At 66.5% G+C, this 16,248-nt stretch carries 15 protein-coding genes, 2 tRNA genes and 1 pseudogene; 9 read left to right on the top strand and 9 right to left on the bottom strand.

All coding sequences use genetic code 11. The annotated features are described in order from the left end of the window. Positions 1-100 (top strand): integrase core domain-containing protein (locus tag C7450_RS35200; RefSeq protein WP_146227229.1); only part of this gene is annotated, 100 nt, incomplete at its 5' end. Positions 101-110: 10 nt separating this feature from the next. Then, positions 111-2,588 (top strand): ATP-dependent helicase HrpB, encoded by a 2,478-nt coding sequence (gene hrpB / locus C7450_RS25125; RefSeq protein ID WP_110377194.1) that lies wholly within the window; start codon positions 111-113, stop codon positions 2,586-2,588. A gap of 3 nt (positions 2,589-2,591) precedes the next feature. On the opposite strand, the gene C7450_RS25120 is transcribed toward hrpB, so the two are convergent. Beyond that, complete coding sequence (locus C7450_RS25120; RefSeq protein WP_110377193.1) at positions 2,592-2,975, bottom strand: methylglyoxal synthase; 384 nt, start codon at positions 2,973-2,975, stop codon at positions 2,592-2,594. A 200-nt stretch (positions 2,976-3,175) separates the two neighbouring features. On the opposite strand from C7450_RS25120, the pseudogene panB reads away from it, so the two are divergent. Together panB and panC are read left to right on the top strand one after the other, a co-directional pair. Beyond that, positions 3,176-3,994 (top strand): annotated as a pseudogene (panB, locus tag C7450_RS25115) (3-methyl-2-oxobutanoate hydroxymethyltransferase); the annotation flags it as partial. Positions 3,995-4,123: 129 nt separating this feature from the next. Next, on the top strand, positions 4,124-4,999 hold the full coding sequence (gene panC / locus C7450_RS25110; RefSeq protein WP_110377230.1) for a pantoate--beta-alanine ligase: 876 nt from the start codon (positions 4,124-4,126) through the stop codon (positions 4,997-4,999). A gap of 404 nt (positions 5,000-5,403) precedes the next feature. Here the strand turns inward: panC and C7450_RS25105 are convergent, their stop codons facing one another. The 3 genes from C7450_RS25105 to aroA form a co-directional block, all read right to left on the bottom strand. Further along, positions 5,404-6,318, bottom strand: a complete 915-nt coding sequence (locus C7450_RS25105) for a DUF1194 domain-containing protein (RefSeq protein WP_245450103.1) — start codon at positions 6,316-6,318, stop codon at positions 5,404-5,406. 96 nt (positions 6,319-6,414) lie between these two features. Next, positions 6,415-7,059: a (d)CMP kinase gene (locus C7450_RS25100; protein ID WP_110377191.1), complete on the bottom strand. Its 645-nt coding sequence runs from the start codon at positions 7,057-7,059 to the stop codon at positions 6,415-6,417. Positions 7,060-7,064: 5 nt separating this feature from the next. Further along, positions 7,065-8,414 (bottom strand): 3-phosphoshikimate 1-carboxyvinyltransferase, encoded by a 1,350-nt coding sequence (gene aroA, locus C7450_RS25095; protein WP_110377228.1) that lies wholly within the window; start codon positions 8,412-8,414, stop codon positions 7,065-7,067. Positions 8,415-8,640: 226 nt separating this feature from the next. Between aroA and C7450_RS25090 the strand changes: the two genes are divergently transcribed. The 5 genes from C7450_RS25090 to C7450_RS25070 all read left to right on the top strand — a co-directional run bounded on the left by C7450_RS25090 (position 8,641) and on the right by C7450_RS25070 (position 10,675). Next, a complete protein-coding gene (locus tag C7450_RS25090; protein ID WP_110377190.1) occupies positions 8,641-9,021 on the top strand; it encodes a TIGR02300 family protein in 381 nt (126 codons plus the stop codon). Positions 9,022-9,106: 85 nt separating this feature from the next. Beyond that, positions 9,107-9,182, top strand: a tRNA-Ala gene (locus C7450_RS25085). 106 nt (positions 9,183-9,288) lie between these two features. Next, positions 9,289-9,364: transfer RNA gene (locus C7450_RS25080), tRNA-Ala, on the top strand. Between the two features lie 407 nt (positions 9,365-9,771). Beyond that, positions 9,772-10,206, top strand: coding sequence for an Hsp20 family protein (locus C7450_RS25075; protein WP_110377189.1), 435 nt, complete (start codon positions 9,772-9,774; stop codon positions 10,204-10,206). Positions 10,207-10,405: 199 nt separating this feature from the next. Then, on the top strand, positions 10,406-10,675 hold the full coding sequence (locus tag C7450_RS25070) for a BQ00720 family protein (protein ID WP_110377188.1): 270 nt from the start codon (positions 10,406-10,408) through the stop codon (positions 10,673-10,675). A 408-nt stretch (positions 10,676-11,083) separates the two neighbouring features. Here C7450_RS25070 and pheT read toward each other — a convergent pair whose 3' ends face one another. The 5 genes from pheT to rpmI form a co-directional block, all read right to left on the bottom strand. After that, positions 11,084-13,507, bottom strand: coding sequence for a phenylalanine--tRNA ligase subunit beta (gene pheT / locus C7450_RS25060; RefSeq protein ID WP_110377186.1), 2,424 nt, complete (start codon positions 13,505-13,507; stop codon positions 11,084-11,086). A 13-nt stretch (positions 13,508-13,520) separates the two neighbouring features. Beyond that, the gene (locus tag C7450_RS25055; RefSeq protein WP_170147423.1) at positions 13,521-14,018 is read right to left on the bottom strand and encodes a DUF4304 domain-containing protein; all 498 of its coding nucleotides are present in this window, start codon (positions 14,016-14,018) and stop codon (positions 13,521-13,523) included. A gap of 111 nt (positions 14,019-14,129) precedes the next feature. Then, a complete protein-coding gene (gene pheS / locus C7450_RS25050) occupies positions 14,130-15,212 on the bottom strand; it encodes a phenylalanine--tRNA ligase subunit alpha (RefSeq protein ID WP_110377184.1) in 1,083 nt (360 codons plus the stop codon). Between the two features lie 220 nt (positions 15,213-15,432). Next, complete coding sequence (gene rplT / locus C7450_RS25045) at positions 15,433-15,795, bottom strand: 50S ribosomal protein L20 (RefSeq protein WP_110377183.1); 363 nt, start codon at positions 15,793-15,795, stop codon at positions 15,433-15,435. Positions 15,796-15,836: 41 nt separating this feature from the next. Next, entirely contained in the window at positions 15,837-16,040 is a 204-nt protein-coding gene (rpmI, locus tag C7450_RS25040; protein WP_110377182.1) for a 50S ribosomal protein L35, read from the bottom strand. Positions 16,041-16,248: the final 208 nt, after the last annotated feature.

Below are 16,248 nucleotides of genomic sequence, written 5' to 3'. Positions count from 1 at the left end.
CTCCTGGATCGACGCCTACAACACCCGACGACCCCACTCGGCCCTCAACGGCATCCCGCCATTCCAGAGGCTGAACAACCTTCTTGGAAACGACATCTAGGGATAGCCGCATGGCGGCTTCTTCCTTCCCCACCCCCCTCCCGATCGACGAGGCGCTCCCCGCGCTGACGGGGCATCTGCGCGCGGCGTCGCATGCCGTCCTGGTCGCCCCGCCCGGCGCGGGCAAGACGACGCGGGTGCCGCTCGTCCTCATCGGCGAGCCGTGGGTCGCGGGCGGGCGCATCATCCTGCTCGAGCCGCGGCGGCTCGCCGCCCGCGGCGCGGCCGCGCGCATGGCGGCGACGCTCGGCGAGGCGGTGGGGGAGACGGTCGGCCTGCGCGTGCGGCTCGGCTCGAAGATCGGCCCGAAGACGCGCATCGAGGTGGTGACGGAGGGCGTCTTCACGCGGATGATCCTCGACGATCCGGAATTGACGGGCGTTGCCGCCGTTCTCTTCGACGAGTTCCACGAGCGCTCGCTCGACGCCGATTTCGGCCTGGCGCTGGCGCTCGATGCGCAGGTGGGCCTGCGGCCGGATCTGCGGATCCTCGTCATGTCCGCCACCCTCGACGGCGCGCGCGTGGCCCGCCTCCTCGGCGATGCCCCCGTCGTCGAGAGCGAGGGGCGGGCCTATCCCGTCGAGACGCGCTATCTCGGGCGCGATCCCCAGCGCCGCATCGAGGATGAGGTGACCGAGGCCGTGATGCGCGCGCTGCGTGCCGAGCCGGGCTCGCTGCTCGTGTTCCTGCCAGGGCAGGGCGAGATCCGCCGGGTCGAGGAGCGGCTCGCCCAACGTATCACTGATCCGGCCGTCGATCTTGCGCCGCTCTATGGTGCCATGGACCGCGCCGCGCAGGACAAAGCGGTCGAGCCGGCCGCGCCCGGCCGCCGCAAGATCGTGCTCGCCACCTCGATCGCCGAGACGTCGCTGACCATCAACGGCGTACGCGTGGTGATCGATTCCGGGCTCGCGCGGGTGCCGCGCTACGAACCGGATATCGGGCTGACGCGGCTCGAGACCGTGCGCGTATCGCGCGCTGCGGCCGACCAGCGACGGGGCCGCGCGGGCCGCACCGAGCCCGGCGTCTGCTACCGGCTGTGGGAGGAAGCCTCGACAGGTGCGCTGGAGCCCTTTGCCAAGCCGGAGATCCTGGCGGCGGATCTCGCGCCTCTCCTGATCGCCGCGGCGGCCTGGGGCGTCGCGGATCCCGCGACGCTCGCCTTTCTCGACCCGCCGCCCAAACCGGCCCTGGCGGAGGCGCGGCGCCTTCTCGTCGATCTCGACGCGCTCGATGCCGATGGGCGTCTCACCGAGACGGGCAGGCGGCTGCAGGCCCTGCCGCTGCCCCCGCGCCTGGCGCGTATGGTGATTGCCGCGGCGGGCGAAGGGCAGGCCGGCATGGCCGCGGAGATTGCCGCCGTGCTGGTGGAGCGCGGGCTCGGCGGCACGGGCACGGACCTCGCTGAGCGTCTTGGCCGGTTTCGGGGCGAGCGTTCGCCGCAGGCGCGCGACATGCGCCGGATGGCGGAAGGCTGGGCCAGGACGGCGTCCGTGGGGCCCCGCGAGCCTGACGAGCCAGGCGATGCCGGTGCCTTGCTCGCGCTCGCCTTTCCCGATCGCATCGCCAAGGCGCGGGGTAAGCCGGGCGAATTCCTGATGGCGAACGGGCGCGCAGCGGCGCTCGATCCGGCCGACGCCCTGGCGCGGTCCCCCTATCTCGCCATCGCTGAGATTGCCGGCAGCGGGGCGACCGCGCGCATCCTGCTGGCCGCGCCTCTCACGCCGGAGGCCGTCGAGCATCTGGCAGAAGACCGCATCGTCACCACGACGGAGGTCACCTTCGACCGGCAGGCGCGGGCGCTCAGGGCGCGGGAGGCGCGGCGGCTCGATGCGCTCGTGCTCGGCGAACGGCCCTTGCCGGTGCCCGCAGACGTGGCGACGGCCGGCATTCTCGCGAAAGGCATCGCGGGCCTTGGCCTTGCCGTCCTGCCCTGGACCAAGGCGATCAGCCAGTGGCGCGAGCGGGTGATGTTCCTGGCGCGCGCCGAGGGCGAGGAATGGCCCGACTTGTCCGATGCCGCGCTCACCGCCGGCATCACGGACTGGCTCGGGCCCTATCTCGTCGGCAAGGCCGGCCTGGCGGCGATTTCGGCGTCAGACCTGGACGCCGCGCTGAAGGCGCTTCTCCCCTGGGACCTGCAACGGCGGCTGGAGGCCGAGGCGCCGACCCATGTCACCATGCCAACCGGCTCCAACATTCCCGTCGACTACGGCGGGGAGGAGGGGCCGGGCATCGCCGTGCGCGTCCAGGAGCTGTTCGGGCTCACCAGGCATCCGACACTGGCCGGCGGGCGCGTGCCGCTGGTGCTCAGCCTCCTGTCGCCGGCGCATCGGCCGATCCAGATCACTCGCGACCTGCCGGCCTTCTGGCGCGGCTCCTGGGCGGATGTCCGCAGCGAAATGCGTGGCCGCTACCCCAAACATCCCTGGCCGGAAGACCCTGCCAGCGCGGCGCCGACCACGCGGGTGAAGCCGCGGGGGACCTGAACCTCAGGTCAGGGGCTCGATCATCGCGAGCACCATCTCCGCCGTGACGGGATTGAGCGCCATGGCGATGTCGTAGACGAGGCCGAGCCGGGTCAGGGCCTTCACGTCGACGTCGTGGGGCATCGGCGAGAGGGGATCGACGAAGAAGATCAACGCATCGATGCGGCCCTCGGCGATGAGGGCGCCAATCTGCTGGTCGCCGCCGAGAGGGCCGCTCTTCAGGCGTTTGACCTGAAGCTCCGGGCAGCGCTCGATGACGCGCGCGCCGGTCGTGCCGGTCGCGAAGAGGTCGCAGGCCGACAGCTTGAGCCGATGGGTGGCCGCGAATTCAGCCATCGCGTCCTTCTTGGCATCATGGGCGACAAGAGCGATGGCAGTGCGACGCATGGGATGTCCATTGAAGCGAGGGAGCGTGGAATCAGGAAGAGGATAGCCCCGCTCGTCCCGGAGGGAAACGATGACAGCCTGCGCTCCTCGCCCCGCGGCACTGACCGACCGCGCGATGTGCCGGAAACGACTTCACAGGTTCGGGCCCGATGCTCTAAAAGGCCGTACGACTTTAGTCGGCAAATCTTGGGGAGGCGAGGATGAGTGCGGCGAGCCGCGACCGTCGGATATCGACGAAGGACATCAGCGCGCGCAGCGCCGATGATCCGATCGTCGCCCTGACGGCCTATACGATGCCGATGGCGAAGCTTCTCGATCCCCATTGCGACCTGATCCTCGTCGGCGATTCGCTGGGGATGGTGGTCTATGGCCTGGACTCGACGCTTGGCGTCACCCTCGACATGATGATCGCCCACGGCCAGGCCGTGATGCGCGGCGCCTCGCGTGCCTGCGTCGTCGTCGACATGCCCTTCGGCAGCTATCAGGAATCGCGCGAGATCGCCTTTCGCAATGCCGCCCGCATCATGGCCGAGACGGGCTGCGCGGCCGTCAAGCTCGAGGGCGGGGTGGAGATGGCCGAGACGGTCGCCTTCCTCGTCGCGCGCGGCATCCCGGTGCTGGGCCATGTCGGCCTCAAGCCGCAGTCGGTGCACAGCCACGGGGGCTTTCGCGTGCAGGGGCGCGACGAGGCGATGGCCGAGGCAATTCGCCGGGACGCGGAGGCGATCGCCGCCGCCGGGGCCTTTGCCGTGGTTCTGGAAGGCACCGTCGAGCCTTTGGCGCGGGCCATTGCGGCGGATCTCGCGGCACCGGTGATCGGGATCGGCGCCACGCCGGCAGCCCAAGGCCAGATCCTGGTGAGCGAGGACATTCTCGGGCTCTATGGCGAATTCACGCCGAAATTCGTGAAGCGCTACGCCGACCTGGGCGCAGCCGCCGCCGAGGCCATCGCCGCCTATGCGCGCGAGGTGCGTGCCCACCAGTTTCCCGCGCCGGAGCATTGCTTCGGCGTGGTGCCGGCCAAAGCCTCCGCGAAGGTCAAGCCTCTGCGCAATACCACAGCCCCAGCGAAGGCTCCTGCCAAGTCGTCTGCCAAGTCGTCTGCCAAGCCTTCTCCCAAGCCTTCCAAATAGTTGGATGATCCCATCATGAGTGCAGCCTTGCCATCACAGCCAGCGATTGCCGAGACCGTCGCGGCATTGCGCGCCATCGTGCGGGGCTATCGCGCCGCGGGCGAGACGGTTGCTCTCGTGCCGACCATGGGGGCGTTGCATGAGGGCCATCTCCAGCTTGTCCGCGAAGGCCGCAAGCGCGCCGACCGGGCGATAGCGACGATCTTCGTCAATCCCACCCAGTTCGGGCCGAACGAGGACTTCGCGCGCTATCCGCGTGACCGGGACGGCGACCTTGCCAAGCTCGCGAGCGCCGGCGCCAGCGCGGTCTTCCTGCCGACGGTCGAGACGATGTACCCGTCAGGCTTTGCGACAACCGTGAGCGTGGCGGGGCTGACAGAGGGGCTGTGCGGTGCCTATCGTCCCGGGCATTTCGCCGGGGTCGCTACGGTGGTCACCAAGCTCCTCATGCAGGCGCTGCCGGATGTCGCGCTGTTCGGCGAGAAGGACTACCAGCAGCTCCAGGTGATCAAGCGGTTCGTGCGCGATCTCGACATTCCGGTCGAGATCCATGGCGTGCCGACGATCCGCGAGGCCGACGGCCTCGCCCTGTCGTCGCGCAATGCCTATCTCACGCCGGCGGAACGCGCGGTCGCCCCGCTGCTCCATGCGCTTCTCGATGAGATCGCGGCAAAGCTTCAGGCTGGACAGGACGCCGCGCCCTTGCTGGAGGCCGGGATGGGCCGTCTGGGTGAGGCCGGCTTCGGGCCGGTGCAGTATCTCGCTTTCGTGGACGCTGACACTCTAGAGCCCATGGGCCGGGCTGACCGCCCCGGTCGGCTGCTGGTGGCCGCCTATCTCGGCAAGACGCGATTGATCGACAACATCGCTGTGCCGCCGCGGGGCGCTTGATGGCTTCTTGCGAGCGGGCCCAAAGGACGGACTTGCTCGAGGCGACGTTTCCTCATTCACCGCGCCTATCCCTCCCCTTCAGGGGAGGGTGGCGCCGCAGGCGCCGGGTGGGGAAACGTGCCCCCCGTGCCGACCCGTTCGGCGGTAATGCCTGCATGGCCATTGGAGCATCGTTCCCGGCCTCGCGAACCCTACCCGACCTCGCTTGGCGCGAGGCCACCCTCCCCTGAAGGGGAGGGATCGGCGACGGCGGTTCCCAAAGTCATCCCCAAGGGTTCCCAAAGTCATCCCGAAGGGTTCCCGAAGTCATCCCGAAGGGCTTCTCAAGTCATCCCGGAAGCGGCGAAGCACGGTGATCATGGCTTCTGGGCTCGTCGCTACGCTCGCGCCCGGAATGGCCTAACTCAGTTCCCCATGCGTTGGTTCCACATGCGCTCACCGACAAGGCATCCCGTACGCCCCTGGCCGGTCGCCGGAGCGCGCTCTACGCGCGGCTGGGCCTGGGCGAACTGCGGCGTCGGTGCGACGATGCCGGCCTGCTGGATCAAGGGCGCGATCCGGCCGAACTCATTCTTTGGCGTCTCGTCGCTGTCGGCGATCTCGGTCACGAGCTTGGTGCGGATCACATGGCTGAACTGCTGTAATTCGCGCACCTGCACCATGAAGGCGCCCACGCCGCCGATGACGCAGTCGCGGTAGTAGCCGTCGAGATCGGAGATGTCGGTATAGCCCGGCCGCTTGAGCAGGATCGGCAGGCCGTTGATGGTGATGCCCTGCGCGATCGCCTCGTCCCGCGCGTCCGTCACGGCGCGTCCCTCGTTGTTGGGCCCGTCGCCCGATACATCGATCACCCGCCGCATCGCCTTGAGTCCGGCAGCATTGAACAGCGCGGCAGAGAAGTCGATGCCGCCGGAGATCGACGTGCGAAAGGCGCGCCGTATCGGTGCTTGCGCGAGGACTTCGACGAAGGAATCCGCGCTCTCCGGTCCTTCGATGATCCGCCAGGGCACGATCACGTCCTGACTGCGCTGGCCCGCCCATTCCACATAGGTGATGGCGATGCGGCCGACGGCGCCCTTGCCGATTGCCTCGAGCACCTCACGGGAGCGCAAGGCATCCATATAGCCCTGTCGCTGCAGTTTTTGCTCGTCTTCGTCCATGGAGTAGGATATGTCGACGGCCAGGACGAGCGCGAGATCAACCTCCTGCTCGGCCGCCTGTGCCGTGTCGACCCTCAGGCCGATCATCCCACAGGCAATCAGACCACCCGTGAGGAACAAGCTGCCAAGCCGCAGCTTCTCGCATACACGTGCCAACATCGTGCCCGCCCTCAAGTCATTGTTGAGGCGAAAGACGATAGTGTGACACCAACGGCAGACGACGCCAAGTTGCTTGAGGCAGCTTGGCCTTATCGATCACGCCCTTGTGTGTGTGCAATCCCGAATTGCCGGCGCAATGAGCGCCAAAGCTTTGGTGAAAACTTCATCAATCGAAAGGTCGGAGGTGTCCAGCAGCTCCGCATCTGGCGCCGCCCGTAAAGGTGCGTCCGCGCGCCCTGCATCACGTGCGTCGCGAATGCGAATGTCGGCGAGAATTTCAGCCTCGTCCGCCGGCTGCCCCCGCGTGCGCAGCTCAAGCGCGCGCCGCATTGCCCTGACTTCGGGGCTCGCGGTCACGAAGAGCTTCACATCCGCCTCCGGGCAGATCACGGTGCCGATGTCGCGACCATCGAGAACCGCGCCGCCGGGCGTCGCAGCGAAGGCGCGCTGAAAGGCGATGAGCGCGGCGCGCACGCGCGGCTGCGCGGCCACCACCGAGGCGGCCTCTCCCATCGCCCGCTCACGCAGCCGCGGATCATCGAGAAGTGCCGGCGCTAGGACCTGCGCCGCCCGTTCGGCGGCAGCCTCGTCACTGAGGGCGTCGCCGCGGTCGAGCAGCGCCATGGCCACACCCCGGTAGAGGAGCCCCGTATCGAGATGCGGAAGGCCGAAATGGGCGGCAAGCCGCTTGGCGAGGGTGCCTTTGCCGGATGCGGCCGGGCCGTCGATCGCCAGGATCACCGCCGCTAGCCCAGGTCGGCGCCGAGCCGGCGCATCAGCGGTATGAAGCTCGGGAAGCTTGTGGCGATCATGCCCGCGTCGTCGATTGCCATGCCTTCCTTCGCCCCGAGCCCGAGCACGAGGAACGCCATCGCGATGCGGTGGTCGAGGTGGGTGGCGGCGGTGCCGCCTCCACGGACGCCGGCGCCCGTGCCGCCGGTGCCTTCCACGATCAGGTCATCGCCCTCGATGCGGGCCTTGATGCCGGCCGCGGCCAGGCCGTCGGCGACGGCGGCCAGACGGTCCGACTCCTTCACACGCAATTCGGCCAGGCCGCGCATGCGCGTCTCGCCACTGGCGAAGGCCGCCGCGACGGCGAGGATCGGATATTCGTCGATCATCGAGGGCGCGCGCTCGGCCGGAACGTCCACGCCCTTCAGAGCGCTGAAGCGCACGTCGAGGTCCGCGACCTCCTCGCCGCCGTCGGCCCGGCGATCACGCAGCGTGATATCGGCGCCCATCTCCAGGAGCGTGGTCACCAGACCGGTGCGCAAGGGATTGGCCATCACGCCTTCGAGCACCACCTCGGACCCCGGCACCACCAGGGCAGCGACGAGCGGAAAGGCGGCGGAAGACGGATCGGCGGGCACCGCGACCGGGGCCGCGTGCAACTCCGGCTGGCCGGTCAGGGAGACGCGGCGCCCGTGGGTCCCGTGCGGTTCAACCACGACCTCCGCGCCAAAATGGCGCAGCATGCGCTCGGTATGGTCACGCGAGGCTTCCTGCTCGATGACGGTGGTCGTGCCCGGTGCATTGAGGCCCGCGAGCAGAACCGCCGACTTGATCTGGGCCGATGGCACGGGTGTCTGATAGGTGATCGGGATCATCTCTGCCGCGCCGCGCAGCGTGATCGGGCAGCGGCCGCCCGGTTCCTCGGCGACGACGGTGGCCCCCATCATCTCCAGCGGGTCGAGAATACGCCGCATGGGACGTTTGCGCAGCGAGGCATCGCCGTCGATCGTGGTGGTGATGGGATGCGAGCCCACCACGCCCATCATGAGGCGCGAGCCCGTGCCGGCATTGCCGAAGTCGAGCACTTCGGCGGGCTGGACGAGACCGCCGATGCCGACACCCCTGACGGTCCAGGCGCCCTCGCCGGTGTGCTCCACAGTGGCGCCAAGCGCCTTGACAGCGGCAGCCGTGCGCAGCACGTCGTCCCCCTCCAGGAGGCGCGTGATCTGCGTCTCACCCACGCTGAGGAGCCCAAAGATCAGCGCCCGATGCGAAATGGACTTGTCGCCGGGGATCGAAATGCGACCACGCAGGGCTTGGGAGGCGCGCGCGGCGAGGGGAGTGGGGCTCGAATGGGACGACACGGCGGCACAGATCTCGGTGAGGGTGGATCCGACGGCGAGCAGGTGCCCGCCACGTGGGCCATTGCCTATCACGGGACTGTGCAACCGTCACCTCGATGGGGGTGCCGAAGAGGCGTTTCCTGCCCTTCCACGCTAAAATATGCGTCCGAACGCGTTTTCAGTTTGACAGGGGCCGGAGCCCCGACTAACGGGAGCGCTTCATTTCCATCGGCGAGAGTGCGATACCGTGGCGAAACCGGAACTCGGCACCAAGCGCGTCTGCCCGACCACAGGCCGCAAATTCTACGATCTGAACAAGGATCCGATTGTGTCCCCCTTCACGGGCGAATCGTTCCCGCGTTCGGTTTTCGAACCCCAAGCGAAGTCCGCAAGCCGGCCTTCGAACGATGATGAGGACGATACGCCCGCTGCCAGCGATGCGGTCGAGATCGTTTCCCTCGAGGAGGCGGACGAGGCCGAAGTCGGCAAGAACCTGCCTGCCGACGACGATATCGAACTCGATGACGACATCGAGGAAGATGAGACATTCCTCGCCGAGGATGAGGAATCCGACGATGATGTCAGCGATCTGATCGATGGCGACATTGCCGACGATGAAGAGACTTGAGAAACGTCTCAGGACGTGATTATAGACACGGGCCGCTGATTTGGCGGCCTTTGGCAAGCGTCCCCAAACGCTGCCTGAGACGAGCGGGGCCATAGCTCAGTTGGGAGAGCGCTTGAATGGCATTCAAGAGGTCGGCGGTTCGATTCCGCCTGGCTCCACCATCGTTTTTGTTATCGGTATTGTATCTCGCGGATTTGCTCATTTTTTAGGCGCCTAGCCTTTGTGAGCGAACCGGGCGGACGTCCCAACGTCACGCCGAGAGTTAATGGGGTCATAGCTCAGTTGGGAGAGCGCTTGAATGGCATTCAAGAGGTCGGCGGTTCGATTCCGCCTGGCTCCACCATCTCCTCCTTCGCATCTCACCCAGCAGTCCGGATGCGTCGCGATCGACGCGTGAAGCCCCGTTTGGCGATGGCTTCATGACCTTGTGCATGGCTCACGCCCCCACCGGATCCGCTGCCGCCCCGTCGAGATCGGCCCCCGACGCACGGCGAATATGAAGGCTGGCGCGAGCCTCCGCAGCCGCCGCGACATCCCCGTGCCCGAATAAGGGGATAACGGGAGATCCGATGGCCTTTGCCGTCGCGGAGCTTTTCCCCATCGTTCGCGTGAAGCGGCCTTCAGCTGGACAACCCTTGACCCTTTGGAGGGGAGCCGCCATATCGCTGGGGTAACCTGGAAGAGCTTCCCGGTTATGGGAGTGCCATAAGGGCTCCACCACGAAGTGCCTCGCAACAAAGGGCTTCGCTCATGTCTAGGGTACCGTCGTTGTCGTCACCATTTCTGCTCGGCTTTGATGAGATCGAGCGTGCGTTAGACCGGGTCGCCAAAGCGGCGACCGATGGTTATCCGCCCTATAACATCGAGCGTGTTCCGCGTTGTGACAATGAGCCGGAGAAACTCCGCATAACCCTCGCGGTGGCTGGCTTCACGCAGGACCAGCTTGAGATCACGCTTGAAGAGAACCAGCTTTGCATCCGCGGCCGCCAGGTGGATGACCGCACCCGGCATTTCCTGCATCGCGGTATTGCCGCCAGGCAGTTCCAGCGGACGTTCTTCCTTGCCGACGGGATGGAAGTGATGGGTGCGGATCTCTCGAACGGCTTGTTGTCCGTCGACCTCGTACGACCCGAATCCGAACGCGTCGTCCGACGTATCGACATTGTCTCCCGCGATGGGGGATGATGTCGTGAATTAGGGTTTTGGGAACGATTCGGGCGCAGCCTTTGTAAACGTTGGCTCGAATTGTGCAGGTGAACGAACGCTACTCTGGAACGTTTCCCACTCGAGCGGGTCGCTCGAAAGACCGGAAATCGCTCTAGATCAACAGCTTCGGGCGTGTTCTGAGCAACCTCGTTGTCAGAGCACCCCCCAGGAGGGCGCGATGACCCATAGTGATGCGTTTGAGTTTAATGGCGACGTTCTGGACAGCGATGCGCTCGCGGCTGCGGGCGAGGGCAAGGTTGCCTATGTGCGCGCGATTCGCTCCGAGGAATTCAACCGGCTGTTCCCCCAGGCGCCCGAGATTCAGCCGGGGCTCGAGCTTTTCGCCCTGCTTGGGGCGGACGGGACGCCCATCCTTCTGACCGATTCCCGTGATGCGGCGATCGCCAATGCCTGGGAGCATAATCTGGAGCCCATCAGCGTCCACTGAGTGGGCGTCGAATCGGGGGTGACGGTTGCATCTCGCCGGTCTTGCACCGGACGGGCGAAGGCGGGCATGAGGCCCGCCTTTTCTTTTGAGATAGAGCTGTTGATTCCAGACGGAAGGTCGGCGTCATTCCGGGCCGGCCCTTCGCACCTACCTGTCCGCGCGGTGTTCATGGATTCCGGGCTCCTCGCCAACGCGAGGCCCCGGAATGACCGCGAGGATGGCTACGTATTCTGCCGTTCGCCAAGGCCGCAACGCGCCAGCGTCATCCCGGAAGCGGCGCAGCCGCTGTCCGGGATCCATGAACACGACAGCGCCCAATGAGCCATGCCGGTGTTCATGGTTTCCGGGCTCGGCCTCCGGCCGCCCCGGAATGACCGCCTGGTTCTCTCAACTGGGCCCCAGGTGCGATCAGCCGCGTAGCGTCGCGCCCGTCTTCTTGGCGACGGCCGCGACGATCTTGGCTGACACCGCCTCGATGTCCTGATCGGTCAGGGTCTTTTCCGTCGGCTGGAGCACGACGGCGACGGCCACCGACTTCTTGCCCTCGCCGACGCCCGCGCCTTCGTAGATGTCGAAGACCGAGGTGTCGGCGATCAGGTTGCGCTCGGCGCCCTGGGCAGCCTTCAGGATGTCAGCGGCGGCGACACCCGCTTCCACCACGAAGGCGAAGTCGCGCGTCACCGGCTGGAAGTCCGGCAGGGACAGCTTCGGCTTGACCTTGGTGGGCTTCGCCTTGGGCGGCGGCAAGAGGTCGAGCGTGATCTCGCAGGCGACGATCGGCCCCTTGGCGTCGAGGGCGGCGAGAATGCGCGGATGAAGCTCCCCGAACGCGCCGATGACTGCCTTCGGCCCGAACTGCAGCGTGGCGGAACGGCCGGGATGGTACCAGGCTGGCCCGCCGGCGACGACCTGCACGCCGGCCGTGGCGATGCCGAGCGCCGTCATGAGGCCGAAGGCGTCGCCCTTGGCGTCGAACGCATCGACAGGCTTCGCCTCGGCGTCCCAGCGGCGGCCGGTACCGGCCGCATGGGCCGTGCCGCGACGCACCGCAACGGCCGTGATGGTCTGTCCCTCCGGCTCGTCCGAGGCGAACACCTGTCCGACCTCGAACAGCGCGACATCGGCGAAGCCGCGGTCGGCGTTGCGTTGCAAGGCCTTGACGAGCCCCGGAATGAGGTTCGGCCGCATATCCGAGAGGTCGGCGGCGATCGGGTTGGCGAGCGCCAGCCGGGCATCACCGCCGCCGAACAGCACTGCCTCGTCATGGCTGATGAAGGACCATGTCACGGCCTCCACGAGGCCGCGGGCGGCGAGGGTGCGCTTGGCAAGCCGCGTGCGCTTCTGCAGAAGCGTCAGCACAGGCGCGGCCACGGTCGCATGGAGGCGTGGGAAGGGCGTGGACGCAACCCGGTCGAGCCCGGCGATGCGGATGATTTCCTCGGCGAGGTCGGCCTTGCCTTCGATATCCGGCCGCCAGGAGGGGGCGGCCACCAGCGCCGTGTCCCCCTGGTTGTCGACGTCGAAGCCGAGCGCCACGAGATGCGTCTCCATCTCGGCCTGGGGCAGGTCCAGCCCGCTCAGGCGCTTCACCTCGCTCCAGGGGAAGCGCACGGGTGTGTGGCTGTCGCGTATCACACCCGCCAGCGTCACCTCGCTGGGAACGCCGCCGCAAAGGTCGAGCACGAGCCGTGTCGCGAGCTCGATGCCCGGCAGGGTGAAAGCCGGATCGACCCCGCGCTCGAAGCGGTAGCGCGCATCGGTGATGATACCGAGCTTGCGGCCGGTCTGCGCGATGTTCAGCGCATCCCACAGCGCCGACTCGATCAGCACGTCGGTGGTGCCCTCATCGCAGCCGGAGGCCTCGCCGCCCATGATGCCGGCGAGCGACTCCACACCCTTGTCGTCGGCGATGACGACCATGCCGTTATCGAGCTTGTAGGTCTTGCCGTCGAGCGCCAGGATCTCCTCGCCGTCCTGGGCACGCCGCACCACGAGATTGCCGCTGACCTTGGCGGCATCGAAGACGTGCAGCGGCCGACCCCGGTCAAAGGTGATGTAGTTGGTGATGTCGACAAGCGCGTTGATGGGTCTGAGGCCGATGGCCTTCAGGCGCTTCTGCAGCCAATCCGGCGAGGGGCCGTTCTTCACGCCGCGCACCAGCCTGAGCGCAAAGGCGGGCGCAAGATGGGCGTCGTCCTCGGCGAAGTCGAGCGAGACTTCGACGGGGCAGAAGCCCTCACCGGGGATCGTCGCCACCGGCGGCGTGTTCAGGCGGCCGAGCCCCGCCGCTGCGAGATCGCGTGCGATGCCGGCGATGCCGAGCGCATCGGGACGGTCGGGCGTCACCGCGATCTCGATGACGGCATCGTCGAGCTTCGCCCAGCTCGCATAGGCGGTGCCGACGGGCGCATCCTCGGGCAGATCGATGATGCCGTCGTGGTCTTCCGACAGTTCAAGCTCGGCCTCCGAGCAGAGCATGCCGTTCGACTCGACGCCGCGGATGACGCCTTTGCCGAGGGTGATGTTCTTGCCGGGAATGTAGGTGCCGGGCGGCGCGAAGACCGAGGTCATGCCGGCGCGGGCATTCGGTGCGCCGCAGACGACCTGGATCGGCGTGCCGTCGCCGGTATCGACCATGCAGACCCGGAGCCTGTCGGCATTGGGATGCTGCACGGCTGACACCACGCGTGCGATGACATAGGGGGCCAGCGCCTTGGCCTTGTCATCGATGCCTTCGACCTCGAGGCCGATGCGGTTGAGGACGGCCGCGACCTCGTCGGCGTCCGCCGTGGTGTCGAGGTGGTCCTTCAGCCAGGAGAGCGTGAATTTCATGGAACGTCCCTTTTCAGCTCAGGCCGTGCACAGCGTGTGCCGTTACCCACCAGCCATCCGCGGAAATGTTGTTGGCCCTGTTGATCGAAGCGATGACGTGACGTTGTCCCTCGTAGGTAGAGGCTACGTCGAGCAGAGGAAGTATTCGAGAACGCATGGTCTGATCGATCGCGGTTAGCATCGCATCCGATTGGATCAGGCTCCGATAGGTTATTCTTTGCAGTTTCTCGTCCATCTCCGGCGCCAGTTGACCAATTCGCGCTGTGAGGTGGCACTGGAAAGCCTTCGGCGAAGCGTGGTCGCCTAGCCGCCTCGAAAAGACGCCAAGATTGATAAACGCTTCCTGTCCCCACATGGAGCGCTGCACGTTCACCACGAGGATCGCGTCATCAGTTGTCTTCCGCCAATTCAGGTCCTGGGCACGATAGCCTTCCGGCTTGAGAATCACGCCCAGGGAAGCTTTCAGGCGCCTGATCGCTTCTTTGCGGTCATCGTCATTTACGTCGTCCATGGGACTTGCCTCGCTCCAACCTGCGCGGGCGATTCCATGCCAATGAAGCCCGCTTCGTCCGTGAACAGACAAGACAAGGCCATGCGTCATCAGCATTGCGTTGTCACCCGCTCAGGTCGACAACCCGCCCGCCAGGGTCGGCAGGTCGAGCGGACGGAAGCCGTAGTGGCTCAGCCAGCGCACGTCGGCCTCGAAGAAGGGGCGCAGGTCCGGCATGCCGTATTTCAGCATGGCGATGCGGTCGATGCCCATGCCCCAGGCGAAGCCCTGGTACTCGTCCGGATCGAGCCCGCAGTTGCGGATGACATTGGGATGCACCATGCCGCAACCCAGGATCTCCAGCCAGTCCTCGCCCTCGCCGAAGCGGATGTCGCCGCCCTTGCGCGAGCACTGGATATCGACCTCGGCCGACGGCTCGGTGAAGGGGAAGAACGACGGGCGGAAGCGCATCTTGACGCTGTCGACCTCGAAGAAGGCCTTGCAGAACTCCTCGAGGATCCATTTGAGGTGGCCGAGATGGGAGGTCTTGTCGATGACGAGGCCCTCGACCTGGTGGAACATCGGCGTATGCGTCTGGTCGCTGTCGCAGCGATAGGTGCGGCCGGGGCAGATCACGCGGATCGGCGGCTTCTTCGACAGCATCGTGCGGATCTGCACGGGGCTGGTGTGCGTCCGCAGGAGCTTGCGCGTGCCCGTCTCGTCCGGCGCGAAGAAGAAGGTATCGTGCATCTCCCGCGCCGGATGGCCGACGGGGAAATTGAGCGCGGTGAAATTGTAGAAGTCCGTCTCGACGTCGGGGCCTTCGGCGATGGAGAAGCCCATGTCGGCGAAGATCGCCGTCAATTCGTCCATGACCTGGCTGATCGGATGGATGCGGCCGCGGGTCTCGGGGCCTTCCTGCACCGGCAAGGTGACGTCGACGCGCTCGGAGGCGAGCCGGGCTTCAAGCGCCTTCTCGGCCAGCGCGGCCTTGCGTGCGGCGAGCGCAGCCGACACCCGGTCGCGCAGGCCGTTGATGAGCGGGCCCTTTTCGCGCCGCTCATCCGGCGTCATGGCGCCCAGCGTCTTCAGGAGCTCGGAAACCGAGCCCTTCTTGCCGAGCGCGGCGATGCGCACGGCTTCCAGAGCCGCCTCGTCTTCGGCGGCGGCAATGGCTGATGTAATGGTCGTTTCGAGCCCGGACAGGTCGCTCATCGGTTCCCTCGGCGGCGTGACGCGCGGTCGGCCTGCGAATGCGAAGTCGCATCTGGTGCCATTGCGGGAGGCAATTGGCGGCGGCACGATCAACGTCGATGACAGTCAGCGCGGCCCGGGAGTGCAAAATGCCCGAGACGCAACAAAACGCCCGGCGGCGATTGTGCCGCCGAACGTGATCGGCCCCGGTATGGCGAGAGGGGGCGATGAGCCCCCGCGATCAGGCTGCGGGAAGCGCGGCCTTCGCCTTCTCGACGATCGCCCTGAAGGCGTCCGGCTCGCGGATGGCGATGTCGGACAATACCTTGCGATCCATCTCGACCCCTGCCTTGCCGAGGCCATCGATAAATCGGCTGTAGGTCAGCCCGTGCTCGCGGACAGCCGCGTTGATGCGCTGGATCCAGAGCGCGCGGATCGTGCGCTTCTTGTTCTTGCGATCGCGGTAGGAATACTGCATCGCACGATCGACAGCCGCCTTGGCGGTGCGGATCGTATTCTTGCGGCGGCCATAGAAACCCTTGGCTGCCTTAAAAACCTTCTTATGCTTGGCGTGGGATGTCACGCCGCGTTTGACGCGGGCCATGATCGATCTCCTGGGATAGGTTCAACGTTGCGGGGAGGTACTCAGCGGCTGTTGGGGAGGAAGAACTGCTTCACGTTCCTCGCATCACCCTCGAACAGCGTGGTGGTGCCCCGCTGGTTACGGATGAACTTCTTCGTCCGCTTGATCATGCCGTGGCGCTTTCCCGCCTGCGCGGCAACGACCTTGCCCGTCCCAGTGATCTTGAAGCGCTTTTTAGCGCCCGATTTCGTCTTCAACTTGGGCATTTGGCTCTCCCGTCAGCCTTCCCGGGCGGTTGCCCGCCGATCACGGCTGTCACATTGCATGTGAGCAAAAAGAACCGCCACGGCAGCCCTAGTGGCCGGGCGGTTCCAACGAAGGTCGGGCTTATCGCAGAAACGCGCCCGCTTGGCAACTGATCCGCCTGCGCTTTCGACAGGCGTATCCTGTGGCATATCACCCCGGCAAAGACCG

The organism is Chelatococcus asaccharovorans (genome assembly GCF_003201475.1).
GTDB lineage: Bacteria > Pseudomonadota > Alphaproteobacteria > Rhizobiales > Beijerinckiaceae > Chelatococcus > Chelatococcus asaccharovorans.
Note: the sequence above shows the minus strand (reverse complement) of the source record. Positions and strands in the feature narration are given on the sequence as shown.